The organism is Maribacter sp. 4U21, from assembly GCF_002742365.1.
Lineage (GTDB): Bacteria > Bacteroidota > Bacteroidia > Flavobacteriales > Flavobacteriaceae > Maribacter.
In genome coordinates, this window is sequence record NZ_MDGN01000055.1 from 36,144 (window position 1) to 62,128 (window position 25,985).

Genomic DNA, 25,985 nt, shown 5'->3' on the forward strand with positions numbered 1-25,985 from the left:
AGGATCATTCTCGGCCGGTGAAATTTGAAAGGATACATCTCCGGATTAGGCCAGAAAGCTGTACACATCGGTATCCTGCCTATTGTGCAAGATGCCGCGATTCTGCGTTTCGTCCACAATCCCTGCACCATTGGCGATCAACTCCGTGGCATTATCAATGTCATCGCCGTGATCATCCGGGATAAAGCCAAAATTATTACGGGAGTTGGTAATGATGGCAATATCGTCCTCTGTATTAGATGCATTGCTGTATTCTACAAAACTCCACTGCGCAATAGGTTTTCCCGGGCTAAAACCCACAATCGGGGCCCAGTCGTTGTGGCCTCGATAGTATTCCGTGGTTCCTTTGCCATCATGGTTTAGGCCAAGAGTATGTCCCACCTCATGGGAGCCTGTATCACCAGCCTCTTTGGCGTTTCTTATATTATAGACCCAACAAGGATTATTGGCATTACTGGAGAAAGAATTTATAAAGGCTACACCACCGGAACCAGGCGTAGCAGTATCCGTAGGAGTGAAAATACACAACATTTTCTGGTTGTTGGGAGCTTGTTCATAGACCGCTCTATTGGTGGTAATGTTCATGTTAAATGGACTAAAATCTTCTGCCATTATTTCCCTGGTCCTAATAATTTCCGCATCTGAAAAACCGGCAGGTTCTGTATTTACCGTGTTCCCGTTTCTCCAACTCGTACCGGAAACCGTTTCCCCATCAAAATCTAAATAGACGACGGCAGTGGCGCCTGGTCTACTTTCTAATGTTGTTGGCGCCATTTTAGCAACTAGGCTACTTGGCGATTTTGCGTTGTAGAGGTACTCTTAACATAATCCACACATAGAATGGTATTGATGTTCGTTTCCTCTAGATAGACTTTCTTATTGGGTAGTGAGAAAACGTTATAAGCACGATTAGCGTTCTTCTCCAGGATATGTCCCTTTAAGACCTTACCGTCAAAAGATAGGGTAAAGGAGGAGTTTTTTGTTGTTCCTATGGTACCGATAAAAATACGCTCCTTTTGGACGACCTTCTCCACATTGAGATTTAAGACAAATGTTTTCTTATCCGATAGTTTAAAGACGGGTGCGTCTTCTAAGCTCTTGGACGTAGCCAAATTCTTTAATGAGGATAACAAGGACGATACGTCGTTGTTCACTAAAATAGGATCTTGATTTTGGGCGGCTGCATTGGTAAGCATAAATAGGGAAATGGCAACTAGGAGTGTAATCCTAAAATAATATAACATCAGGGCGTAGGTTAAATTAGAGTGGGCTAATTTTTAGAAACTTCATCAGACTATTACACCGATAAAGTATTTCTTTGAATGGTAAACGGTGAATACAGCCGATTTAGTGTGTGAACACGATGAACGGTAATCTAAGGAAAAAGAATTTTGGGAAATGCACTAGGGTTTCACTCTTTTGCTGGCCAAATAGACCCCTATTAGGACCAAGGCGGCAGCCCCAACTTTGATAAGGGTGAGCGAGTCTTTTCCGGTAACCAAGGCAAAGATGATACCCACAATAGGTTGCACATAAATAAAAGCTCCGATGGTACTGGATTTTAGCTCCGTCATTGCAAAGATGTTGAATAGATAGGTGCAAAATGTTGTACCGATGATAACAAAGGCGACCACACCGTAGGCCCAAAGGGGCATGGTAACCCAATCTATTTTTAAGAAATCCGCAAAAGTGATGGGAAAATTAATGATAACCGCAATCGTGAACAGCCATTTCATGAGTGTAAAGGGGTGGTATTTGGCGACCAATTTTTTGGCAACCACCAGATACGCGCCGTACGCTACGGCATTTAAGATGAACAGCATATTGCCCAGCGGTATATTGGGTGCATCTTGCCGTATTTCTGCTCCAAAAAGGATAAGGGAAACGGCTCCTACAAAGCCTAGGAAAATACCCAAACCTTTGTTTATGGTAATGCGTTCTTTGAGTAAAAATGCGGATAGCACCACTACGGCGATAGGACTAATGGTAACTAAAACAGCACTATTTATAGGAGTGGAGAGTTGTAGGCCCTTAAAAAAGGATAACATGTTTATGGCCATCCCAAGTACGGCCGCAAGCAATATTCTGCCCCAGTCTTTTTTGTATATTTTTTGTTTAGGGGCAAAAAATGAGATGCCCCAAAACAATACGGCCGCCCCCACCACTCGGAGGAATATAAAACCAAAAGGCGTCACATAATTGGGCATTACGCCTTTGGCCAAAGTATGGTTAATGCCGTAGATGGTAGTAGCTCCTATTGCTGCTAAAAAAGCTAGTGTCCTTTTACTCAAGAGTGAATGGCTTCTTTGGCCCCAGAAACGACTTTTTTACTATTTCCTATAAAAATTTCCCCACCATTGATTAGTACGGGTCGCTTTAACAAGGTGTACTGTTCCAAAATGAGATTTTTGTAATCGTCTTCACTTAAATTTTTATTGCCCAGACCTCTTTCCCTATAGAGTACCGCTCGTCTGCTAAAAAGAGATTCATAACTATCCGTTAATGCACGCATTTCTTCAAGCTGCGCCGTTGTTATAGGTTCTGCTTTCATATCCTGAAGCGTAAATCCGTCCAGGGGTTGTAGCTCTTTTATAATGCGCTGGCAGGTGTTGCAAGAACTTAAGTGGTATATTTTTTTCATGGGAGATGCTTAAAATTCACCTTGCAAAGAAACTCAAATAATAGGATTTGTGCTACTTTTAGGGCTCATTAAAAAAACAAACCCTTTGAAGAATCAATTGGAAATCACCCTGCAAAACCGTAAAAATTTACACGCCATTTTAGAACAGACCCCTAATGAAGACCTTCTGAAAATACCCCAGGGATTTCGTAATAATATCTGGTGGAACATAGCCCACGTGGTGGTGACCCAGCAAATTTTAGTGTATAAGTTAAGCGGACTGCAGATGCGGGTGCCAGAAGCTTTGGTAGACAAATTTAAAAAAGGTACTGTGCCAGATGGTACCGCAACCGATGCCGAAATGAAGATGGTGGCAGATTTCTTACTTTCAACGATAACCTGGACCAAAGAAGATTACGAAGCGGGACTTTTCAAAAATTTCAATGAATACACTACCAGTGCAAAAGTAACGTTACGCAATGTGCAGGATGCGGCCGACTTTAATTTATTCCATGAAGGTATTCACCTTGGTTCTATTTTCGCAATCAGAAAAATGCTCTAAGCTTAACGCACTTGTTTTACCGGTACCTGCATAAATTTTTCTATTTCGATATAGGGAACGGTAAGGGTTATGGGCCCGTCCGCATAGGAGGCCACCTCATACTGTTCATAAAAGAGTTGTAATCCGTTTTGGGTATACCCGATGTTCTGAGGTAAATAAAAGGAATCCCCTTCAAACATGAATCCAGTGCTGTTTATGGGGTCTGTTTCTGGAATTTGTTCCTGTAATCTAAATTTTTCTTCGGCGAAATCTTGAAATGCATCCATGTCTTTGAAGAGTTCGGACCGTTCCAATTCTCGACCCCTCTTTTTATCAAAATTCAAAAAGCGACTTGTGCTATAGCCATGGGCGCCACCCGTAAATAAATAGGAATCTAACTTAATGGTCAGGATATTTTCGCCTTCATAGGTAAGGCTTCCTTCTATTTTGGCCTCCCAAGTGGTAGATTCATCGGTATATTTTTCTTTCAAATCATAATACGCAGCACTAAAGGAGCTTATGGCACTTTCTATGGTTGAGGCCGCGGTCTCCTCGTCAAAATTTAAGATAGCGATCACTTCTTCCCGCAAAGCGGTATTAACACTATTATCAATTTTGGTTTTGCCCAAAGCTGTAGGAATGGAAACCTGGATTACGGGACAATCCGAGCATTCCTTCCCTGTAATGGAAGTAGGTTCTAACGTAAGTCTTTGGTCTTTTTTACAACCAAAGGTAAGTAATAGTACAGAAAGGCAAATGATTCGGGTTTTCATGGGGCATAGCTCATTTAGGACAAAAGTACAGCTTCATTGTATTCTCCAAAAGATAACGATACATTTGTAAGGATAATATAGGACGATGGGTGAAAAAAGATTAAAATTCAACAGTAAAACCGTTCATGGTGGGCAACAGCCCGATAAAGCCTATGGATCGGTGATGCCGCCTATCTATCAAACTTCTACCTACGCCCAATCCACTCCAGGAGGTCATAGGGGTTATGCATATTCTAGAAGTGCCAACCCAACACGCACGGCATTGGAGAATTCCTTGGCCAGTATAGAAAATGGAAATTATGGCCTAGCGTTCGGAAGCGGTCTGGCGGCCATCGATGCCGTCATTAAATTATTGAGTCCCGGGGACGAGGTGGTGTCTATTAATGATATATATGGTGGTAGTTACCGATTGTTTAAACAGATTTTTGAAAAATTTGGCATTAGGTTCCATTTCATTGGGATGCAAGACGCCGAGAAAATAGAGGGTTCTATTAACGATAAAACGAGGTTGATATGGGTAGAAACACCTACGAATCCCATGATGAACGTTATAGATATTAAGGCCGCAGCGCAGTTGGCAAAAAAGTACGACCTTCTTTTGGCGGTTGACAATACCTTTGCCACACCCTACTTACAGACCCCGTTGGATTTGGGTGCGGATATTGTGATGCATTCCGCTACCAAATACCTAGGAGGACACAGTGATGTGGTGGTAGGAGCTTTGGTCGTAAAAGACAAGAACCTCGCAGACAAACTTTATTTCATACAGAATGCGAGTGGTGCCGTATGCGGCCCTATGGATAGCTTTTTAGTATTACGTGGTATAAAGACATTGCATGTTCGCATGCAAAGGCATTGCGAAAACGGGAAAGCCATTGCGGAATACTTGACCAACAATCCTAAGATTGAAAAAGTATATTGGCCCGGATTTGAGGACCATCCCAACCATGATGTGGCAAAAAGCCAAATGACCGATTTTGGGGGTATGATTTCTTTTGTACCCAAGGGGAGTAGTTACGAAGACGCCGTAAAAATCGTAGAGAGACTTAAAGTATTTACATTGGCGGAATCCTTGGGCGGTGTGGAAAGTTTAGCAGGTCACCCTGCGAGTATGACCCATGCCAGTATACCGAAGGAGGAGCGAGAAAAAAGTGGTGTCGTAGATGCGTTGATACGTTTAAGTGTAGGGATTGAGGACGTAGATGATCTAATTGCAGATTTAGAACAGGCAATAGGATAATAAAGCACTTTCCGCACCAATCCTATGGAAAGTTTAGCTTTTATGTAGAGAAATTAAATTAATGCCATTAAAACAATAATTTTTAGTGAATTGTAAAAAATTAGGACTTCAAATTATAATAATAGCATAATTTTGTCGATATATTTAGAATTCACTAATATAAACTGATATCATTTAATTCTATGGAAGCAAAAATAAAAGCCTTTATGGATGAGGTAAAGACCAGAAATGGTCATGAGCCCGAGTTTATCCAAGCGGTACAGGAGGTAGCGGAAACGGTAATTCCTTACATCGCAAAACACAAAATATACAACGGTAAGAATATCTTACTGCGGATGGTAGAGCCAGAAAGGTTAGTTTCTTTCAGGGTAGCCTGGGTAGATGATGATGGTGAGATTCATGTAAACCGAGGGTACCGGATTCAGATGAACTCCGCTATAGGCCCTTATAAAGGAGGTCTTCGTTTTCATCCAACAGTAAATGCCAGTATACTGAAGTTTTTGGCTTTTGAACAGGTTTTCAAGAATAGTTTAACTACGCTTCCCATGGGAGGTGGCAAGGGAGGCTCTGATTTTGACCCAAAAGGAAAATCCGATGATGAGGTGATGCGTTTTTGCCATGCCTTTATGTTAGAGCTCAACAGACACATAGGACCTAACACCGATGTTCCTGCGGGTGACATTGGAGTGGGTGCAAGGGAAATAGGGTTCCTTTTTGGAATGTATAAGAAAATACGTAATGAATTTACCGGTGTCCTTACCGGTAAAGGTCGCTCATGGGGTGGTTCCTTAATACGGCCGGAAGCTACCGGTTACGGAACGGTCTATTTTGCACAGAGTATGATGCAGACCAACGGAATGGACCTTAAAGGAAAAGATGTTGTGATTTCCGGTTCTGGTAACGTGGCGCAGTATGCCGCGGAAAAAGCATTGCATTTAGGAGCGAAGATATTGACCCTATCAGATTCCCAAGGGTATATTCATGATACGGATGGTATAGATGAGGAGAAGTTGGCCTATGTGATGGATTTAAAGAACAACAAAAGAGGACGTATCTCTGAATATGCGGACAAGTATAGCGCTGCAACATTTTATAAGGGAGAAACCCCTTGGACCGTAAAATGTGATATTGCTTTACCATGTGCCACCCAAAATGAATTGGATGGCGAAGACGCGAAAGCATTGGTGAAGAATGGCTGTGTTTGTGTAGCGGAAGGTGCGAATATGCCTTCTACTCCTGAGGCTATTCACGAATTTCATGAAGGTAAAATTCTATTTGCACCAGGTAAGGCTTCCAATGCTGGTGGTGTGGCCACTTCGGGATTAGAAATGTCTCAAAACTCACTTCGTATCAGTTGGTCTAGAGAGGAAGTAGACCAAAGGTTGAAGGATATTATGGAAGATATTCACGATTCTTGCGTAAAATATGGAAAAGACGATGATGGCTACTGTAATTACGTAAAAGGAGCTAACATTGCCGGTTTTGTTAAAGTGGCGGATGCCATGTTGGCGCAGGGAGTGATATAAAAGACTTATAATTAGAAGCATAAAGAACTGTAAGTGCCACATGGTACTTACAGTTTTTTTATGGGTAAACTGGTTATTGATAGACTCGTATTTCGCAGTTTTTCAAGTTATCTTTGTATAAACCAACCAGCGCAGATGCAAGTGACCACCAAGGCCGTAATACTTACTTCCTTGAAATATGGGGATACAAGCCTTATCATAAAGGCCTTTACCCTTTCCGATGGTTTAAAGACATATCTGCTAAAGGGAATTTTATCGGCTAAAAAAGGAAAAATGCGAGCAGCGCTATTTCAGCCATTGACGCAATTGGAATTAGTAGCTAACCACCGCAACAAGGGCACCTTGGAAAGTATACGGGAAGCCAAGGTAAGCTACCATTACCAAACACTACATACCCATATCGCTAAAAATGCATTGACCTTATTTCTGGCCGAAATGTTGAGTAACAGCATACATGAGGAAGAACAAAACACCCCGCTTTTCCATTTTTTAGAGGCATCGCTACAATGGTTGGATATACATGAAGAAATCGCCAACTTTCATCTGTACTTTTTAATCGTATTAACGAAGTATTTAGGATTCTACCCCGACACGAACAATATAGAGGCGTCCTATTTTGATTTACTAGAAGGGGAGTTTATGGTCAGTCCGTCTTTGAATCCATTAATTCAAGGGGAAAATTTAATCTACTTCAAGGAGTTCTTAGGCATAAATTTTGATGCAATACATTCGGTTAAGATGAGAAAGGCAAATCGGCAAGAATTGCTAAAATCCCTTGTCCTCTATTTTGAATTACATTTGCAAGGTTTTAGAAAGCCTAAATCTCTTGCGATATTAAATGAAGTCTTCAATTAGTATGCATAGAATAGTTCTCGTTGGTCTGCTGCTTTTTGTATGTTCATTACGGGCCCAACAGGTTATTGTTTTAGATGCGGATACCAAGGAACCAATTTCTAACGTAGCGGTCTTTAACTCCGATAAATCTAAAATAGCTTTGACCGGTTTTGATGGTTATTTTGACCTTTCATTATTTTCTGTAAGAGACCGTATTAGCTTAAAACATATGAGCTATGAACTCCGTAAAACTTCAAAATCCCTCATAAAAAATCAGGGAAACAAGGTTTTTCTTATCATGAAACCGGAGCAGCTAGATGAAGTTGTACTTTCCGTATCCAAATGGGAACAACAAAAAAAGGATATCCCCAATAAAATTGTTTCAATAGATGCTAGGTCCATTGCTTTTGGGGCCCCTCAAACGGCTGCCGATCTCCTGCAAAATAGCGGAAAAGTATTTGTTCAAAAGAGTCAGTTGGGTGGAGGCAGCCCAATGATCAGAGGTTTTTCTACTAATAGACTTGTACTTTCTGTGGATGGGGTTCGGATGAACAATGCCATCTTCAGGGGAGGAAACCTGCAGAACGTCATATCCATAGATCCTTTTTCGGTGAAAAATACGGAGATTATTTTTGGACCTGGCTCTGTAATTTATGGTAGTGATGCCATAGGAGGGGTTATGAATTTTTATACCAAAAAGCCCTTGTTGCACCAAAAGGAAAGTTTACTCGTCACTGGGAACGTTAACTATCGATTTGCATCGGCGAGTAATGAAAATACGATGCATGCCGATGTGAGTTTGGGAAAGAAAAAATGGGCGGCCCTTACGAGCATTACCTATAACAACTTTCAGGATTTGGTCATGGGGACTCACGGTCCGGATTCCTATCTAAGAAATCAATTTGTAAGAACGGTAAACGGGGAAGATACTTTGGTAGATAATCCAAATCCTAGAAAACAAGTCTCTACAGGGTACGATCAAATAAATCTGATGCAGAAGATTTTGTTTAAGCCCAATGCGAATTGGGATTTGAATTTAGGGGCGTATTTTTCTGAAACTTCGAGCTATTCCAGGTATGATCGCTTACTACGTCCTTCTAGTGATGGAGATGGGTTGCGCTCGGCGGAGTGGTTCTACGGTCCTCAAAAATGGTTTATGGGTAATCTTCAAATCAACAGAAAAGGGAACGGTAAGTTTTACGACGGACTTAAAATAACTACGGCCTACCAGCATTTTGAAGAAAGCCGGAACAACAGAAATTTTCAAGATATCATTTTAAACAAGACTAGGGAAAAAGTAGATGCCCTTAACATGAACATTGATTTTGAAAATCGAAAAATGGGAAATTTTCGCCTGTATTATGGCAGCGAATTTATTTTCAACAAAGTCTATTCCAACGGCACGGATGTAAATATAGAAACCAGTGAAACCAGTAACGCACCCTCAAGATATCCAAATGGTGCTACTTGGAAAAGTTTGGCGGGCTACGCGAATGGAGAGTATAAAACAAAGCCCAATTTCACCTTACTATCCGGATTGCGATATAGTCACGTATGGATAAATGCAGCTTTTGACCAGACCTTTTATCAATTTCCTTTTGAGGACGCCAATCTAAGCACAGGGGCCTTAACGGGTAGCTTAGGGTTTAGCTGGTTTCCAAAGGCGGATTTGCAGGTGACATTTAATGGGTCTACGGGTTTTAGGGCTCCTAATATAGATGATGTAGGTAAAATTTTTGACTCCGAACCGGGTTCCGTGGTGGTCCCCAATCCAGAATTGGAACCGGAATATGCCTATAATGTGGAGCTGGGAATCCGAAAGAACTTTAAGGATAAGATTGTTTTCAAAGGGGCTACCTTTTACACCTATCTGGTAGATGCTTTAGTCCGGAGGGATTTTAGTTTTAACGGGCTATCTGAAATACAATATGCGGGAGAGCTAAGCAATGTACAGGCCATACAGAACGCGGCTAAAGCGTATGTATATGGATTTGAGTTTGGGTTAGATGCCTTCTTAACGGAACAATGGTCTTTGTCTTCAAATCTTACCATCACAGAAGGCATTGAAGAGGAAGCGGACGGCACGGATAGTCCGGCGAGACATGCAGCACCCACATTTGGAGATTTTCATGTTATCTGGAAAAATCAAAAGTTGAAGGCCGATTTTTTCCTGAACTACAATGGGGAAATTCCCTTTGACGATTTAGCGGTGTCCGAACGTTCCAAGGAGTTTATTTACAAGCTTGATGAAGATGGTAACCCGTATTCCCCATCATGGTACACATTAAATTTTAGGTCGCAATATGACTTTAGCGGTCGATTTAAAGCGTCACTGAACTTGGAAAATATTACGAACCAAAGGTATAGAACCTACTCTTCGGGGATTGCAGCACCCGGAACTAACTTAATTCTTGGGATAGGGTATCATTTCTAAACGAAAAAAGGCCCGATACTATCAGGCCTTTTTTTGATTATTTAAAACGCTAGTTAGTTTTTAACCGCGTCTTTAACTTCTTTAGCCTTTGCAGCAGTTTTATCCGCAGCATCTTTGGCGGCGTTCTCAACGTCTGTTCCAACTTCTTTGGCTTTGTCCATGGCGTCATTGCCAACTTCCTTAGCCTTGTCCATTGCTTCTGAACCTGCCTCTTTTGCAGAGTCCATAGCTTCACCAGCAGCTTCTGTAGCGCCATCTAAAGCTTCGCCAGTTGCATCAACTGCATTATCTACTGCTTCACCAGCAGCATCCATAGCATCTTCACCGACCTCTTTTAAATCTTCACCTGCTTCTTCAACAGCTTCACCTGCCTGCTCGGCAGCCTCTTTGGCTTTATCCGCAGTTTCTCTACAAGAAACGAAAGAGATACTTAAAGCCAACATTAATACTGAACCTAAAATTGCTTTTTTCATTGTGTTAATTTTTAGTGTTTATTTATGCAAACATATACGGTTAAAATCGCTTTCTGGACGTTTTAATGTTTTTTATTTCTGCTATCGTCATGATGTGGCCGATTTCATTGGGATAATAGGGGCCTCATTAAATCAAAATTTTATAATTTTGCAGCCTTAAAACCCAGTACCATAAGTATTTCGTATGAAGTTCGAAGAATATAAGGGATTAAATTTACCAAAGGTTGCAGAAGAAGTTCTAAGCTACTGGAAAGAGAAGGATATTTTTGAAAAAAGTATTTCCTCTAGAGAAGGAAAAGAACGCTATGTTTTTTTTGAAGGACCACCTTCTGCTAACGGAATGCCCGGAATACACCATGTCATGGCACGTACGATCAAAGATATCTTTCCTAGATATAAGACCATGAAAGGATTTCAGGTAAAGCGGAAGGCTGGCTGGGATACCCATGGATTGCCCATTGAGTTGGGTGTTGAAAAGGAATTGGGCATTACCAAAGAAGATATAGGCACTAAAATATCCGTAGAAGAATACAATGCTGCCTGTAAAAAAGCCGTGATGCGCTATACCGATGTTTGGAATAGCATGACCGAAAAAGTAGGTTATTGGGTAGATATGGAAGACCCTTATATTACCTACAAGTCCAAATACATGGAATCGGTATGGTGGTTGCTAAAACAGATTTACGATAAAGGTCTAATATATAAAGGGTATACCATACAACCCTATTCGCCAAAGGCTGGTACCGGGCTTAGTTCTCATGAGCTCAATCAGCCAGGCACGTATCAAGATGTAACTGATACTACGGTAACAGCCCAGTTCAAAGCCGTTGAGGAGACGCTGCCGGATTTTTTACAGAACGAAGGGGATATTTATTTCTTAGCATGGACTACGACACCGTGGACGCTTCCCTCTAATACGGCCTTGACCGTAGGAGCAAAGATTGATTACGTTTTAGTTGAAACGTACAATCAGTATACTTTTGAGCCTATAAATGTGATACTGGCAAAAAATTTGGTGAACAAGCAGTTTTCGGGTAAGTTCTACGAGGTTAAAGAAAAGCCGCAACTCTTGGAATACAAGTCAGGAGACAAAAAAATTCCGTTTTATATAGTCAAGGAATTTACAGGAAAAGATTTATTGGAAATCAGATATGAGCAACTTATAGATTATGTATTGCCTTATGAGAATGCCGAAAACGCTTTTCGTGTCATCGCCGGGGATTTCGTAACCACTGAGGATGGTACCGGTATTGTACATACGGCCCCTACCTTTGGTGCAGATGATGCTTTAGTTGCGAAACAAGCGGTCCCTGAAATTCCACCTTTATTGGTATTGGATGAGAATGGGAACACGGTACCCTTAGTGGATTTGCGAGGTAAGTTTAGACCAGAATTAAAGGAATTTGGCGGCAAGTACGTTAAAAACGAATACTACGAGGATGGTGAGGCACCGGAGCGTTCTATTGATGTTGAAATTGCCATCAAACTAAAGGAAGAGAACAAAGCCTTTAAGGTAGAAAAATACGTGCACAGTTATCCTAATTGTTGGAGAACCGATAAACCGATTCTATACTATCCTTTAGATTCTTGGTTTATAAAGGTGACGGATATAAAAAACCGTATGTTCGCTCTTAATCAGACTATAAATTGGAAGCCAAAAGCCACCGGAGAGGGCAGATTTGGAAACTGGCTGGCCAATGCAAATGACTGGAACCTGTCGCGCTCCCGTTATTGGGGAATTCCTTTACCGATATGGCGTACGGAAGATGGTTCTGAGCAGTTAATGATAGGCTCTGTGGCAGAGTTAAAGGCTGAAATGGAGAAAGCCATTTCTGCAGGAGTATTGGAAAAAGATATTTTTGAGGATTTTATCATTGGTGATATGTCCGAGGACAACTATGAGAAAATAGATTTACATAAGAATATTGTAGATCAGATTACATTGGTCTCGGCCACGGGAAAACCCATGCGACGAGAGAGTGATTTGATAGATGTGTGGTTCGATAGTGGCTCCATGCCCTATGCGCAATGGCACTACCCTTTCGAGAATAAGGATTTGATTGATAAAGGTGAAACCTTTCCGGCAGATTTCATTGCAGAAGGAGTAGACCAAACTCGTGGCTGGTTTTATACGCTTCACGCTATCGGCACCATGGTTTTTGATTCGGTCGCCTATAAAAATGTAGTTTCCAATGGTTTGGTATTGGATAAAGAGGGCAAAAAGATGTCCAAGCGTCTAGGTAATGCCGTAGATCCTTTTGAGACTATGGACGAACATGGTGCGGACGCCACCCGTTGGTATATGATCAGTAATGCCAACCCATGGGATAATTTAAAATTCGATTCGGATGGTATCGTTGAGGTAAAGCGTAAGTTCTTTGGAACTTTATACAATACGTATTCCTTCTTTGCATTGTATGCGAATATAGACGCATTTTCTTATGACGAGGAGCACATGCCGGTTTCGGAAAGACCTGAAATAGACCGTTGGATTTTATCGGAACTGAACTCGTTGATACAGTTAGTGGATGCCTCCTATTCCGATTATGAGCCTACCAAGGCAACAAGGGCCATATCGGATTTCGTTCAAGAGCATCTAAGTAATTGGTATGTTCGCCTCTGTAGAAGACGTTTTTGGAAAGGGGACTACCAGAAAGACAAAATTGCCGCTTATCAGACGCTCTACACCTGTTTGGTGACGATTTCTAAGCTATCTGCCCCTGTGGCTCCATTTTTTATGGACCAATTGTATAGGGATTTAGTGGGCGCAACCAATTCTGAAAATGCGGAGAGCGTTCATTTAGCAGATTTTCCGATGGCGGATAGCCGTTTAATCGATAAAGGATTGGAAACCAAGATGAGCAAGGCCCAGACTATTTCGTCCCTTGTACTATCTATACGTCAAAAGGAAAAAATAAAGGTAAGACAGCCGTTACAAAAAATAATGATTCCTGTCCTTGATGAAAACGATAAAAAAGATATTCTTGCCGTTTCAGATTTGATAAAATCAGAAGTGAACGTTAAGGAAATAGAACTTTTGGACGATGCTTCGGGGATTTTGGTCAAGCGTATTAAACCTAATTTTAAGACCTTAGGTCCAAAATACGGGAAGGACATGAAGCAAGTTGCCCAGTTGGTAAGCAACTTTACACAGGAGGATATCCAAAAAATTGAACAGCAGGGCGAATTAACCATTCAACTAGAAAATAAAAATAGTATTTTACAGTTACAGGATGTAGAGATCAGCTCTCAGGATATTGAAGGTTGGTTAGTGGCAAATTCAGGTAAAATTACAGTTGCTCTGGACATTACCATTACCGATAATCTTAGAAAAGAAGGTATCGCTAGGGAATTAGTGAACAGAATTCAAAACTTGAGGAAGGAATCTGGTTTTGAAGTTACCGATAAAATAGCGGTGAAGATTTTAAAGGACGGTTTTGTAGAACAGGCGGTTTCCAGCAATATGGAATACATTAAAACAGAAACGCTGACGGCAGAACTCGATTTAGAGGAAAAATTAGAGGTGGGCACTGAAATTGCCTTTGATGAGGTGAACACTAAATTGTTTATAGAAAAACATTAAAAAATGGCACAAGATTTAAAAGTAAGATACTCGGATAAGGATTTAGCGGAATTCAAATCGCTTATTGAAGAAAAGATAGAGAAAGCGAAAAGTCATTTAGAGCTCCTAAAAAGCGCCTATATGAACGACGGTAATAATGGCACGGACGATACATCGCCTACATTTAAAGCTTTTGAAGAGGGCTCCGAGACGATGAGTAAGGAGGCAAATACCCAATTAGCGATAAGGCAGGAGAAGTTTATAAGGGATTTAAAGAATGCAATCCTACGCATAGAGAATAAGACTTACGGCATATGTAGGGTAACCGGAAAACTAATTAATAAAGAACGCCTAAAATTGGTTCCGCATGCTACGCTGAGCATCGAAGCCAAGAACATGCAAAAATAAACGGAGCGCCCTTTTTAAAGGGCGTTTTTAATTGAATTCCTTTTGAAAGTTCTCCAATTATTTTTTTTAGTTACATATTGTTTTTCAGGTTTTGCTCAAAAGCGCGTGGAAAAGAGTATACTAGATACTACTATTTCTCATATACAGATAGCGGCCAACGCTTGTTTTAAAGTTAGTCTAAGCACCGTAGCTTCTAAGGAAATTAGTGTTGAAGCCCAAATGGATGGGGAGTATAGCAAGGATTTAGAATTAACACTAGTGGAGAAGGGCAATACCTTAACAGTAAATGCCGGTTTCCCACCAGGCTTTAAGAATCCCAACGATAAACTTAGTGCTCATAAAGTAGTCTCAATATCATTGGATATTTCTATACCTGAATTTAAAGACGTAAGGCTTTTTGGAACCCATGCAAGAGTAATCGCTGATGGAAATTATAAAGAGTTGGTCATAACACTTTCAGACGGATCTTGTGAACTTAGGAATATTGGCGAGCATACTAAGGTTAAAACACACAGTGGTAATATTGTAATCCATGAAAGAGCGGCAAGGATAAAGGCGGAAAGTAAATATGGTAAGGTGAGCGATAACCCTATTCCTTTTGGTCCACACCAATATGAGTTGAATACGGTTACGGGAAATATCAAACTACATAAAACCGAATAATATTTCTATTTTTGCCCTTTGAAAAATGCGCCATGAACATTAAAAAATCGGTTTTACTAATAGTATTGATTCTTATCATAGACCAATGGAGTAAAATCTATATCAAAACACATTTTGTTCTAGGGGAATCGGTAGATGTATTTAATTGGTTCAAGATACTCTTTATTGAAAACGAGGGTGCCGCATGGGGCGCTAAGTTGAGTGATATACTTCCCATATCGGATAGTATAGGAAAATTGATTCTCACTATTTTTAGGTTGTTCGCTATTTTCGGAATAGGTTATTGGCTTTACGATGTTATTAAAAAGGAGTCTTCTAGAACCTTGATTGTGGCGGTTTCCTTGATTTTTGCCGGTGCTTTGGGCAACATTCTGGATTCGGTTTTCTACGGCGTCGTTTTTAATGATAGTTACAATGAGGTGGCCAGTTTATTTTCCAGTGAACCCTATGGACAACTCTTTTATGGCAAGGTGGTAGATATGTTATATTTCCCAATGGTCGATGCTACTTGGCCTGAATGGGTGCCGTTCTTTGGGGGAGAGAATTTTAGATTCTTCGAGCCTGTTTTTAATATAGCGGATACGGCCATAAGTACAGGTGTTGGAATACTGCTCGTTTTTAATAAGAGGGCTTTTAAGAAAGAAGATGAAGAAAATGAGACTGTTTTGGAGTCTTCCGAAACAAGCGATGCTCAGGATGCTTTAAAAGTATAATTCTTTTCTGGTGTAATACAAAAATTTAAAGGAACGTCATCATTATTCACATCGTCAATACTAATTTCTGCCTCAAAAACGGAAAGCCCAATTTTAAGTACGTCGGGCCTGCATTCTTTTAAAAACTGATCGTAAAACCCCTTGCCGTAACCTAATCTGTTGCCCATTTCGTCAAAAGCAAGTAAGGGTAAGAAGACGACATCTATTTTTTTTGGGTCTATAAGGATACCGTCCACTGGTTCGGGCACTCCCCAACTATTCGTTACAAAGAGCGTACTGTCGGTTAATAAATAATGTTCTAAGTAAGTTTTAGCTCTAATTTTAGGTACGACGATGTTCTTGTCCTTGCCTTGTAAGATGGATATAATGTTCACCGTATCGATTTCCATTTTCTCTTGTATGGGGAGAAAGATATGGTAGTAGTCAAATGACCAAATAGGAAGTTGAAGTGCGTTATTGGAAATTCTTAAGCTTTGAGAAGCTAATTGCGCAGGAGTAAGCGATTTTCTAAGCTCAGAATATTTTATGCTTAAATCTTTCTTCAACATGGTTGAAAAATGATTATGTTCATGCTCTATTTATTTATTCTTTTCCTGCAACAGCAAAAAACACTTTGAAGAACAACATTAAAATCAAATAAGTTCCTAAAGTGATAATATAACTTTCCATATAACCGGGGTTTTGTTCTGCGTTAAATGTAGGTAAAATAATTGTGAATTTTCCTTGAAGTGCATGTTTTTATCGATTAAAAGCAGTTTTTTTGAAAAAATTAACTTAGGAATCAACTAACGAGAGAAATTATCAATATAAGACATTGATTTACAATTTTTTATGTGAAACGTAATTTTATATGGGTTAAAAAGTATAATTAGCAATAGAAGTCGAATAAATTATGAATTAATAAAAAAAGGATGTTTACAGTCTATTTAAACTATTGATCTTGATTACAAACGATATTGAACATTTCGTTAAAAGCCAGAAAATTTGTTTCCAGTTTGCCAAAACTGAGTAATTTGAACTAAAATTCACTACAGTTAGATTCTACCTCTTTATTTATGTCTAAAATCCCTATTGATGTTCAATTAACTTCACTTCCTACAAGTCCGGGAGTATACCAATTTTATGATTTGGAGGGTACCATATTGTACGTAGGCAAGGCTAAGAATTTAAAAAAAAGAGTATCGTCCTATTTTACCAAAAATCATGAATATGGGAAGACTAGGGTATTGGTCAAGAAAATAGAGACCATTAAACATATCGTAGTTCCTACAGAATCGGATGCGTTATTATTGGAAAATAATCTTATAAAGAAGTATAGACCACGCTATAATGTACTGCTTAAGGATGACAAGTCCTATCCCTGGATCTGTTTAAAGAACGAAAGATTTCCGAGGCTGTTTCCGACCCGGAAATTGATAAAGGACGGTTCTGAATATTTTGGCCCATATACAAGCATGAAAACCGTTCGCACACTATTAGATCTTATAAAGAGTGTCTATCCCTTACGAACCTGTAAGTATGATCTTTCCCGTGAAAAAATAGAGGCGGGGAAGTACAAAGTATGTCTAGAATACCATTTAGGAAATTGTAAGGGCCCGTGCGAAGACCTTCAGACAGAGGAGGAGTATAACAGGCAAATTGCCGATATCAGGGAGATTGTAAAGGGGAACTTTAAATCTTCCTTGCAATATTTCAAGGGTCAAATGAAAACTTTGGCTGCGGATATGCATTTTGAGGAGGCCCAGCAGATAAAGGAAAAGATAGATATCTTAGAAAATTATCAGGTAAAATCTACCATTGTAAATCCTAAAATCAGTAATGTGGATGTATTCTCCATTATTTCGGACAATGCGTTTGCCTATGTGAATTTCCTTCAACTTTCGCACGGGTCCATCGTACGATCACATACGATGGAAATAAAGAAAAAATTGGACGAGAAAGACGAAGAACTTTTACAATTGGCCATTGTTGAGATTAGACAGCGTTTTAATTCCAAGTCCAAGGAGCTTTACCTTCCTTTTAAGGTAACACTAGATACGGATTTGAAAATTACGCTTCCAAAGTTGGGTGATAAGAAAAGGATATTGGAGCTTTCCGAGCGAAACGCGAAGTTTTTTAGGCAAGAGCGATTTAATCAAATAAAGATTATCGACCCGGACCGGCATGCCAATAGAATTATGGCTCAAATGCAGAAAGACTTAAGGTTATCTTCGGAACCTAGGCATATAGAATGTTTTGATAATAGTAATATACAGGGGAGTAATCCTGTAGCGGCCTGCGTGGTATTTAGAAATGGGAAACCATCTAAAAAAGAATATAGACATTATAATATAAAAACCGTAACAGGACCGGATGATTTTGCTTCAATGGAAGAGGTGGTTTACAGAAGGTATAAAAGACTACTAGAGGAAGAAGTGCCTTTGCCACAGCTCATTGTTATCGATGGTGGAAAGGGGCAGTTGTCCTCGGCTTTGAAAAGCTTGGATGTTTTAGGGTTAAGGGGTAAAATCGCGATAATTGGAATAGCCAAAAGGCTTGAAGAAATTTACTTTCCTGAAGACCCAATACCGCTTTATTTGGATAAGAAATCTGAAAGCCTAAAAATAATTCAACAATTGCGTAACGAGGCACACAGATTCGGGATTACTTTTCACAGAAATAAAAGAAGTAAAGCCGCAATAAATTCCGAACTTGAGGGCATTAAGGGAATAGGAGAAAAAACGGCAAAAGAGTTACTGAAGAGTTTTAAGTCCGTGAAAAGGATAAAAGAAGCATCATTGCCAAGTATAACGGAAGTCATTGGAGCGGCCAAAGCCAAAATTGTTTATGAGACCTTTCATTAAGGAAATAGTCACTGGCGTCATAGAGATAAGGATGGTCTATCTGTTGGCCATGTTCTGCTTAGGTTCAACATTAAGCGCCCAGGTATCCAATGACTCAAAAGATATTAAGGTTGGTTTAGTTTTAAGTGGAGGTGGGGCCAAGGGACTAGCGCATATTGGTGCTTTAAAGGTAATTGAAGAAGCTGGCGTGCAGATAGATTATATAGGAGGTACTAGCATGGGTGCCATAGTAGGGGCTTTATATGCCTCGGGATATTCTGCATCAGAACTAGATTCCTTATTTAGAAATACCGATTTCTATGGTCTTATACAGGATAACCTACCTAGAAATGCGAAAACGTTCTATGAGAAGGAAGACTCCGAACGTTACGCATTAACATTGCCCTTTGATGGTTTTAAAGTTGCAGTACCTCCCGCTTATTCTGGGGGTCAAAATATTTATAACGAGCTTATACGTCTTCTGTACCATGTTAAGGATACAGACGATTTTTCGCAGTTACCTATTCCGTTTACGTGTGTGGCAACTGATATTGAAACGGGCAAAGAAGTGCTTCTGAATTCGGGTTATTTGCCAGAGGCAATCATGGCTAGCGGAACACTACCTTCTCTTTTTGAGCCCTCTACCATAGACGATAAGGTTTTAATAGATGGCGGTGTTGTCAATAACTATCCTATAGACAAAGTAATAGAAATGGGCGCTGATGTAATTATCGGTATTGACGTTCAGCACGGACTGTCCAATAGAGAGGAGCTACTTTCGGCCACGGAAATCCTATTACAGATCAATAATTACAGAACTGTGGAGGATATGGTCGAGAAAAAGGCCAAAACGGATATTTACATCAAACCTCAAATTGAAAATTATTCGGTCATAGAGTTCAATAAGGCGAATGAAATAATAAAGAGCGGAGAGGCAGCTGCGGTTCAAAAGTTTAGTCAATTGCAGAAAATCGCTTCAAACTCGATAAAGGATAAAGAACCGTTCACTGCTATAGGATTAAATGATTCTATCATGATAAATAGATTGATGATTACCGGAGATGATAATCATACCAGAGGATATGTTAAGGGAAAACTTAGGTTTAAATTAGGTGAGAAGGTAACATTTAAGAAATTACAGCAAGGAATAAGCAATCTTTCCGCCACAGGTAATTTTAGCACTAACCGATACAAATTGGTTTCAAATGGTCTTGGGGAAGATTTAATTTTAAGACTTGAAGAATCTCCTAACAAAACTTTTCTGAGAATCGGCGCGCATTATGATGATTTATACAAAAGTGCTGCCATTCTTAATTTTACCAAGAAAGATTTGGCCTTTAAAAACGATGTGGTCTCATTTGATTTAATTTTGGGGGACAATGTGAGGTATAATTTTGAATATTATATAGACAAAGGGAGCTATTGGAGTTTTGGGATAAATTCTAGATTCAATGATTTTGAAGAAGAAATAGACTTCAATATCATAAGGAATAATTTTGATGTTCCCATAGGTACCAATGTTAACACTATAAATCTGGATGTCACGGATTTTACCAATCAGATATATGTACAAACCGTGCTAAAAGAAGAGTTTGCTTTTGAATTGGGGATTGAGCATAAATTTTTAAAATACAGTTCTAGAACTTTAGCGGACTTCTCTAACGCACCTGCAGAGAACGCACTTACACTAGGTTCTTCGGAGCGGGCCATGTTTGAAAAAAGCAACTATTTCAGCACCTACGGTAATTTGAGATTAGACACCTATGACGATAAATACTTCCCTACAAAGGGATTGTTTTTTGACGGGGACTTTCATTATTATCTGTTATCGTCGGATTTTAATGAAAATTTTAAAGATTTTTCTGTTTCAAAGGCAAGAATGGGAATGGCTTTTCCCTTGGCTAAAAACCTGTCCCTTAATGTAGAAACAGAAGGTGGCTTTAAGCTGGGGACTTCTGGTGTTACTTCGTTCGATTTTGTCCTTGGTGGTTTTGGCACTAATCTAATCAACAATTTTATTCCTTTTTATGGGTACGACTTTTTAAGTCTGCCAGGAAATAGTTTTGTAAAGGCGTATGCAAGGTTAGACTATGAATTTGCCAAGAAAAATCATTTTTTGTTCGCTGCAAATTTTGCGAACGTAGAAGATGATATATTCAGAACAGGAGAATGGTTTACTAGCCCGGACTTTTCGGGCTATGGTGTTGGTTATGGTTGGGAATCTTTCCTAGGCCCGGTTCAGATCATTTATTCTTGGTCGCCAGAAGGGGATAATTCCAATATCTTCTTCAGTCTTGGATATTGGTTCTAGAGTTAAGAGCTGCAGATGCCCTCAAAAACATCTTAACAATTTCCCAATAAAACCTGCCAAGTGTGAATTACTGTTAAGGTAAGCGTTAAAGTACGTTAAAACCTACGTGGCTACCGGTTTGTTGTATTAATTTTACTCTCGTAAGGGGTGGTTCCCTTACAACTTTAAGTATTGGTTTTTCATAATTTAAAGTTTGGTTGGTTATTTAGGAAAAGCCCAGTTTTAAAACTGGGTTTTTTTGTACAATACTTTGGAATAAAATTTGTTTTAGATACTGTTAAGTATAGTATAGGTACTATTTCAATTTGTAATTTTAACCTGTAAACCCCTTGTTATGAAAAGAACTTTTCTAATAATTTGTTTGGTAGCTTTTTATGGTTTAAGCGCTCAGAACACACAGTCGGCTTTTGATTCCGGTGAATGGCTAAAATTTAGAATGCATTATGGATTCTTGAATGCCAGTTACGCGACATTACAGGTGAAGAACGCCAAAATAGATTCCATACCGGTGTATCATGTTGTGGGTCATGGCGAAACTACCGGCGTTGCCAGCTGGTTTTTTAAGGTAGACGATACCTACGAAAGCTATTTTGATAAGCACGATGGTAAACCCTACAGATTCATCAGAAAAATAAATGAAGGGGGTTATACTAAAGATGTAGAGATAAATTTTGACCATGAGAAGGACAAAGCTGTACTAAATGATAAGAAGAACAAGAAAAAGTTTAATTTTGCTTTACAGGACAGCATTCAAGATTTAATTTCTGCTTTCTATTTTCTTAGGAACAATTATTCTCCTAAGGATTTGACCAAAGGGGAAACCATAGATTTAAAAATGCTCTATGATGATGACGGTATTTTCAATTTTAAGCTAAAGTATTTAGGAAAAGAAATTGTCCGCACCAAGTATGGTAAAGTAGAATGCCTTAAGTTTAGACCATTAGTGCAATCCGGGAGAGTCTTTAAGGAACAGGAAAGTTTATCGCTTTGGGTTTCCAATGATGACAATAGGATACCAATTAGGATAAAGGCAGATTTGGCCGTTGGAGCCATAAAAGCAGATTTAGATGGATATAATGGTCTAAAACATCAATTTAAGATAGTAATGGATTAGTTTAATAATGGAGGAAAAGGAGAAGATTCAATCTCAAATCTTAAAACTTGAAGAAAAATATAAAGATTCAGGCCAAGATCTCAGCTCCTATCTAGACGGCTTATTATACCAACGCTATCTTACGTATTGGGACTATATTCACTTAGATACGCTACTTAGTCTCCAGGCTCCCAGAACACACTTTCCCGATGAGGAAATCTTCATCATGTACCATCAGATTACGGAGCTTTACTTTAAGCTCATCTTACACGAGCAAAAACAACTTGTTGACGATAAATCCCAGCGGATAGATTTTGTTCTTGAAAAGGTAAGACGGATAAACAGCTATTATACCGCTTTGATCTCCTCCTTTGGTATTATGATAAAGGGAATGGAGCGCGAACAATTTCTACAATACAGAATGGCTTTGCTCCCGGCCAGTGGTTTCCAATCCGCTCAGTATAGGATGATAGAGCTCTATGCAACGCCTTTGGAAAATTTAGTCCATCATACAAAAAGAGGAGATTTCTCGTCTAAAAATTCTATTGAGGAACTTTATGAGAATATCTATTGGAAAAAGGGAGCTACAGATATTGCAACAGGTGAAAAGACGCTTACGTTAAAACAGTTTGAATATAGATACACGCCACGTCTTATCCGAATTTCCAAACAAGTTAAGGATAGCACCATTTACAACAAATACCTGTCGCTTTCAAAAGAGCATCGGGAAAATACGGAATTGTTAGAAGCTTTAAAGAGTCTGGATGTAAATGCAAATGTTAACTGGCCTTTGATGCATATGGGTTCTGCACATCGGTATTTAGGGAAAGAATCGGGAAATCTAGATGCTACAGGGGGTACTAACTGGAAAAATTATCTTCCCCCTAGTTTTCAGAAAATAGTTTTTTTTCCGAAGATTTATACAGAACAAGAGTTGAATGAATGGGGTAAGCAATGGGTAGACCATATTTTTAACCCTGATAAAATAAGTAATTAGGAATGCAAAAATATTGGGGCATAATATTGGCATTAACAGTGGTGTTTTCGTGTAAGGAAGATAAAGAGGTGAAAGTTGATTATGAGGCCTTAAAAATCAGTCCTGTAGAAGACCCTGTAATAACCCATTTCGGTTTTAATTTAGAAGACTTTACCGTTCAGCAAGACACTATTAAGTATGGCGATAGTTTTGGAGAGTTAATGCTGAAAAACAAGGTGGACTACCCTAAAATTGTAAAGATAACCGAAGAGTATAGGGATACTTTTGACGTGCGTAAAATAAGAGTAGGGAAACCCTATCTAATTCTGAAATCCAAGGATACCGTGGAAAAAGCTCAAGTCTTTATCTATGAGAACGATCCCATAAATTATACCGTTGTTGACCTAAGGGACAGTGTGCTGGCCTATAGAAATAAGAAGAAGGTAAAATATGTAGAACGTGAAGCTTCCGGAATCATAAAGACTTCTTTGTCCGAAGCTATATTGGACCAAGGCATAGATTACAACGTAACCAATAATTTATCGGAAATATATGCTTGGACCATTGATTTCTTCAGGCTACAAAAGGGAGATAAGTTTAAGGTCATTTACAAGGAGAAATATATTAATGATTCCATTTACGCAGGAGCAGAACCAATAGAGTCTGCCTATTTTGAACATAACGGGCGACCAATTTATGCCTTTGCCTATGAGAATGATTCCTTAAAAAGTATTGTAGATTATTTTGATGAGGAGGCTAACAATTTAAGAAGAACATTTTTAAGGGCTCCGGTTAAATTCAGCAGAATATCATCTAGGTATAACCTAAAAAGGCGAATACGGTATTATGGGTATAAACTGCGTCCACATAAGGGTACCGACTATGCCGCACCTATAGGAACCCCTATTTTGGCCACTGCAGATGGCACGGTCACAGAGTCTACGCGTAGGGGTGGAAACGGGAAGTATGTCAAAATTAGGCATAACGGCACCTACTCCACACAATACTTGCATATGAAGGCACAAAAAGTAAAAAAAGGAGAGTTTGTACGTCAGGGAGATGTCATAGGGTGGATTGGAATGACCGGCAATACTGGTGGTCCCCATGTATGTTATCGTTTTTGGAAAAATGGGAGACAAGTAGATCCCCTAAGAGAAAAATTACCCTTGGCCGAACCCTTGGCCGAACCTTTGAGACCTGATTACTTTACTTATATAGCGCCAATTAAGGATCAGTTGGATTGTATTGTATATCCAGAACCTGAACCTGAAGAGGAAGATTTACTAACACTTAACGAAGAAAATGTCACTAAATAGCATAAACCCTACCACGACCAATAGCTGGAAAAAATTAAAAGAACATCATTCCGCTATAAAAAACACACATCTAAAAGAACTCTTTGCTTTAGAAGATGACAGAGCGGATAACTTGAGCATCAAATGGAATGATTTTTTACTGGACTTTTCAAAGAATAGAATTGATCAGCAGACCTTAAAACTGCTCTTGGAATTGGCCAAAGAAATAGATTTGAAAGAGTCCATTCAGAAGTACTTCTCGGGAGATACAATTAATGAGACCGAAGGTAGGGCCGTGCTACATACCGCGCTAAGGGCAAGAGCAGGTGATGAGGTTATATTGGACGGGGAAAATGTAGTACAAGAGGTCTATGCGGTAAAAAAGCAAATGAAGACTTTTAGTGATGCAATTATCAATGGCGAGAGAAATGGATATACCGGAAAAGCTTTTACTGATGTAGTGAACATTGGTATCGGTGGTTCTGACTTAGGGCCGGCGATGGTCGTAGAAGCTTTAAAATTCTATAAAAACCATTTAGACCTTCATTTTGTAAGCAATGTTGATGGTGACCACGCGCAAGAAGTTTTAAAGAAACTGAATCCTGAGACTACTTTATTCGTTGTTGTTTCCAAGACTTTTACCACACAAGAAACCCTAAGCAACGCCACTACGATTAAAAAGTGGTTTTTGCAATATGCCGAACAAAAGGATATTGCCAAGCATTTCGCGGCGGTATCAACGAATACGGAGAAAATAGCCGATTTTGGAATTTCTAGCGAGAACGTCTTCCCTATGTGGGATTGGGTCGGCGGTAGATTTTCGCTATGGAGCGCCGTGGGGCTTTCTATTTCATTAGCCGTAGGATTTGAATCGTTTGATAAAATGTTACAGGGAGCCAATGAAATGGATACACACTTTAAGGAAGCCGAGTTTTCTGAAAATATACCCATGGTCATGGCGCTAATAAGTGTATGGTATAACAATTTCTATAGCGCGGAGACTGAAGCTATCATCCCTTATACACAGTACTTGAGTAGATTTTCTGCTTATTTACAGCAGGGCATTATGGAGAGTAACGGTAAGAGTGTAGACAGAAACGGGGAATCGGTATCCTATGAGACGGGTACGATCATATGGGGCGAGCCTGGGACCAATTCACAACACGCCTTTTTTCAGCTTATCCATCAAGGGACCAAATTAATCCCAACGGATTTTATCGGGTTTAAGCATTCGCTTCACGGAAATGTCGATCATCACAATAAGCTCATGGCCAATTTCTTTGCCCAGACAGAAGCACTCATGAACGGTAAGACAAAAGAAGAGGTAGTGCAGGAGTTAGAGGAGAAGAACATGTCCGCAACGGATATAGAAAAACTAGCGCCCTTTAAAGTATTCAAGGGTAACAATCCCACCAATACGCTATTAATAGATCAACTTACCCCTAAAAGTCTTGGTAGTTTAATTGCCCTGTACGAACATAAGATTTTCGTACAAGGGGTACTATGGAATATATTTAGTTATGATCAATGGGGAGTAGAATTGGGCAAGCAGTTGGCAGGAACGATACTTAAAGATATAGAAGGTTCGGAAATATCAAAACATGATAGCTCTACGTTACGACTTCTTCAATATTTTAAGAGTTAAACTGCCTGTTCGTTATTTTTTTAATAACACTTCATAACTTATTCATTTACAGTATT

22 protein-coding genes are annotated in these 25,985 nt (G+C 39.5%); 15 read left to right on the forward strand and 7 right to left on the reverse strand.

Annotation, left to right across the window (positions count from 1 at the left end):
• Nucleotides 1-45: 45 nt before the first annotated feature.
• The 4 genes from BFP77_RS11915 to BFP77_RS11930 form a co-directional block, all read right to left on the reverse strand.
• The gene (locus tag BFP77_RS11915; RefSeq protein WP_099574256.1) at nucleotides 46-774 is read right to left on the reverse strand and encodes a zinc-dependent metalloprotease family protein; all 729 of its coding nucleotides are present in this window, start codon (nucleotides 772-774) and stop codon (nucleotides 46-48) included.
• 8 nt (nucleotides 775-782) lie between these two features.
• On the reverse strand, nucleotides 783-1,244 hold the full coding sequence (locus BFP77_RS11920) for a hypothetical protein (protein ID WP_143751899.1): 462 nt from the start codon (nucleotides 1,242-1,244) through the stop codon (nucleotides 783-785).
• 159 nt (nucleotides 1,245-1,403) lie between these two features.
• On the reverse strand, nucleotides 1,404-2,291 hold the full coding sequence (locus tag BFP77_RS11925) for a DMT family transporter (protein ID WP_099574258.1): 888 nt from the start codon (nucleotides 2,289-2,291) through the stop codon (nucleotides 1,404-1,406).
• Nucleotides 2,288-2,641, reverse strand: a complete 354-nt coding sequence (locus tag BFP77_RS11930; protein WP_099574259.1) for an arsenate reductase family protein — start codon at nucleotides 2,639-2,641, stop codon at nucleotides 2,288-2,290. The genes BFP77_RS11925 and BFP77_RS11930 overlap by 4 nt, the downstream gene beginning before the upstream one ends.
• A gap of 85 nt (nucleotides 2,642-2,726) precedes the next feature.
• Here BFP77_RS11930 and BFP77_RS11935 point away from each other — a divergent pair, with 85 nt between their 5' ends.
• Nucleotides 2,727-3,182, forward strand: coding sequence for a DinB family protein (locus BFP77_RS11935; protein WP_099574307.1), 456 nt, complete (start codon nucleotides 2,727-2,729; stop codon nucleotides 3,180-3,182).
• 2 nt (nucleotides 3,183-3,184) lie between these two features.
• Here the strand turns inward: BFP77_RS11935 and BFP77_RS11940 are convergent, their stop codons facing one another.
• Nucleotides 3,185-3,934 (reverse strand): DUF3298 and DUF4163 domain-containing protein, encoded by a 750-nt coding sequence (locus BFP77_RS11940; RefSeq protein ID WP_099574260.1) that lies wholly within the window; start codon nucleotides 3,932-3,934, stop codon nucleotides 3,185-3,187.
• 85 nt (nucleotides 3,935-4,019) lie between these two features.
• Between BFP77_RS11940 and BFP77_RS11945 the strand changes: the two genes are divergently transcribed.
• The 4 genes from BFP77_RS11945 to BFP77_RS11960 all read left to right on the forward strand — a co-directional run bounded on the left by BFP77_RS11945 (nucleotide 4,020) and on the right by BFP77_RS11960 (nucleotide 9,968).
• Nucleotides 4,020-5,174, forward strand: a complete 1,155-nt coding sequence (locus tag BFP77_RS11945; RefSeq protein ID WP_099574261.1) for a cystathionine gamma-synthase — start codon at nucleotides 4,020-4,022, stop codon at nucleotides 5,172-5,174.
• 182 nt (nucleotides 5,175-5,356) lie between these two features.
• Nucleotides 5,357-6,700 carry an NADP-specific glutamate dehydrogenase gene (gdhA, locus tag BFP77_RS11950; protein WP_099574262.1) on the forward strand — a complete coding sequence of 448 codons (1,344 nt, stop codon included), beginning with the start codon at nucleotides 5,357-5,359 and terminating at the stop codon, nucleotides 6,698-6,700.
• Nucleotides 6,701-6,835: 135 nt separating this feature from the next.
• Nucleotides 6,836-7,555 carry a DNA repair protein RecO gene (gene recO, locus BFP77_RS11955; protein WP_099574263.1) on the forward strand — a complete coding sequence of 240 codons (720 nt, stop codon included), beginning with the start codon at nucleotides 6,836-6,838 and terminating at the stop codon, nucleotides 7,553-7,555.
• A gap of 1 nt (nucleotide 7,556) precedes the next feature.
• Complete coding sequence (locus BFP77_RS11960; protein WP_257212956.1) at nucleotides 7,557-9,968, forward strand: TonB-dependent receptor; 2,412 nt, start codon at nucleotides 7,557-7,559, stop codon at nucleotides 9,966-9,968.
• A gap of 53 nt (nucleotides 9,969-10,021) precedes the next feature.
• On the opposite strand, the gene BFP77_RS11965 is transcribed toward BFP77_RS11960, so the two are convergent.
• Nucleotides 10,022-10,411 carry a DUF4175 domain-containing protein gene (locus BFP77_RS11965; protein ID WP_143751900.1) on the reverse strand — a complete coding sequence of 130 codons (390 nt, stop codon included), beginning with the start codon at nucleotides 10,409-10,411 and terminating at the stop codon, nucleotides 10,022-10,024.
• Between the two features lie 214 nt (nucleotides 10,412-10,625).
• Between BFP77_RS11965 and ileS the strand changes: the two genes are divergently transcribed.
• From ileS to BFP77_RS11985, 4 genes are all read left to right on the forward strand, one after another.
• A complete protein-coding gene (ileS, locus tag BFP77_RS11970; protein WP_099574266.1) occupies nucleotides 10,626-14,024 on the forward strand; it encodes an isoleucine--tRNA ligase in 3,399 nt (1,132 codons plus the stop codon).
• Nucleotides 14,025-14,027: 3 nt separating this feature from the next.
• Nucleotides 14,028-14,411: a TraR/DksA family transcriptional regulator gene (locus BFP77_RS11975; RefSeq protein WP_099574267.1), complete on the forward strand. Its 384-nt coding sequence runs from the start codon at nucleotides 14,028-14,030 to the stop codon at nucleotides 14,409-14,411.
• A gap of 105 nt (nucleotides 14,412-14,516) precedes the next feature.
• Nucleotides 14,517-15,074: a hypothetical protein gene (locus tag BFP77_RS11980; RefSeq protein ID WP_143751901.1), complete on the forward strand. Its 558-nt coding sequence runs from the start codon at nucleotides 14,517-14,519 to the stop codon at nucleotides 15,072-15,074.
• A 32-nt stretch (nucleotides 15,075-15,106) separates the two neighbouring features.
• Nucleotides 15,107-15,787 (forward strand): lipoprotein signal peptidase, encoded by a 681-nt coding sequence (locus BFP77_RS11985; protein ID WP_099574269.1) that lies wholly within the window; start codon nucleotides 15,107-15,109, stop codon nucleotides 15,785-15,787.
• Here BFP77_RS11985 and BFP77_RS11990 read toward each other — a convergent pair.
• A complete protein-coding gene (locus BFP77_RS11990; protein ID WP_099574270.1) occupies nucleotides 15,766-16,335 on the reverse strand; it encodes a 5-formyltetrahydrofolate cyclo-ligase in 570 nt (189 codons plus the stop codon). The two genes, BFP77_RS11985 and BFP77_RS11990, sit on opposite strands and share 22 nt — an antisense overlap.
• A 507-nt stretch (nucleotides 16,336-16,842) precedes the next feature.
• Between BFP77_RS11990 and uvrC the strand changes: the two genes are divergently transcribed.
• The 6 genes from uvrC to pgi all read left to right on the forward strand — a co-directional run bounded on the left by uvrC (nucleotide 16,843) and on the right by pgi (nucleotide 25,929).
• Complete coding sequence (uvrC, locus tag BFP77_RS11995) at nucleotides 16,843-18,630, forward strand: excinuclease ABC subunit UvrC (RefSeq protein ID WP_099574271.1); 1,788 nt, start codon at nucleotides 16,843-16,845, stop codon at nucleotides 18,628-18,630.
• Nucleotides 18,614-20,920, forward strand: coding sequence for a patatin-like phospholipase family protein (locus BFP77_RS12000; protein ID WP_373604833.1), 2,307 nt, complete (start codon nucleotides 18,614-18,616; stop codon nucleotides 20,918-20,920). The genes uvrC and BFP77_RS12000 overlap by 17 nt, the downstream gene beginning before the upstream one ends.
• Nucleotides 20,921-21,254: 334 nt before the next feature.
• Complete coding sequence (locus BFP77_RS12005) at nucleotides 21,255-22,034, forward strand: DUF3108 domain-containing protein (protein WP_099574272.1); 780 nt, start codon at nucleotides 21,255-21,257, stop codon at nucleotides 22,032-22,034.
• 7 nt (nucleotides 22,035-22,041) lie between these two features.
• Entirely contained in the window at nucleotides 22,042-23,010 is a 969-nt protein-coding gene (locus BFP77_RS12010) for a tryptophan 2,3-dioxygenase family protein (protein WP_099574273.1), read from the forward strand.
• Between the two features lie 2 nt (nucleotides 23,011-23,012).
• Nucleotides 23,013-24,305 carry a peptidoglycan DD-metalloendopeptidase family protein gene (locus BFP77_RS12015; RefSeq protein WP_099574274.1) on the forward strand — a complete coding sequence of 431 codons (1,293 nt, stop codon included), beginning with the start codon at nucleotides 23,013-23,015 and terminating at the stop codon, nucleotides 24,303-24,305.
• Entirely contained in the window at nucleotides 24,292-25,929 is a 1,638-nt protein-coding gene (pgi, locus tag BFP77_RS12020) for a glucose-6-phosphate isomerase (protein ID WP_099574275.1), read from the forward strand. The genes BFP77_RS12015 and pgi overlap by 14 nt, the downstream gene beginning before the upstream one ends.
• Nucleotides 25,930-25,985: the final 56 nt, after the last annotated feature.